Source organism: Chromohalobacter sp. HP20-39 (assembly GCF_033052815.1).
In the GTDB taxonomy this organism is placed as follows: domain Bacteria; phylum Pseudomonadota; class Gammaproteobacteria; order Pseudomonadales; family Halomonadaceae; genus Chromohalobacter.
Genome location: NZ_JAWHTP010000149.1, coordinates 1 through 455, shown reverse-complemented (window position 1 = coordinate 455; position 455 = coordinate 1). Strand labels below are relative to the sequence as shown.

Sequence of the window (455 nt, the reverse complement as noted above, 5' to 3'; positions counted from 1 at the left end):
CATCTTTTCGGAGTGATCCAATGAACGCTGTGACCGACCTCAAGAACGACTACCTCGTCGCCGACATCAAGCTGGCCGACTGGGGCCGCAAGGAAATCGCCATTGCCGAGACCGAGATGCCCGGCCTGATGGCGATTCGCGACGAGTTTGCCGCCAGCCAGCCGCTCAAGGGCGCGCGTATTGCCGGCTCGCTGCACATGACCATCCAGACCGCCGTGCTGATCGAGACGCTCAAGGCACTCGGCGCCGACGTGCGCTGGGCCTCGTGCAACATCTTCTCGACGCAGGACCACGCTGCTGCGGCGATTGCCGTGTCGGGCACGCCGGTATTTGCGTACAAGGGCGAATCGCTCAAGGAATACTGGGACTTCACCCACCGCATCTTCGAATGGGCCGACGGCGGCACGCCCAACATGATCCTGGACGATGGCGGCGACGCGACGGTGCTGCTGCAC

1 protein-coding gene is annotated in these 455 nt (G+C 63.5%); it reads left to right on the top strand.

Features of this window, described 5'->3' with window-relative positions:
• Positions 1–20 precede the first annotated feature (20 nt).
• Positions 21–455: adenosylhomocysteinase (locus tag RVY79_RS17385; RefSeq protein WP_317465732.1), on the top strand; the 435-nt coding region annotated here is incomplete at its 3' end.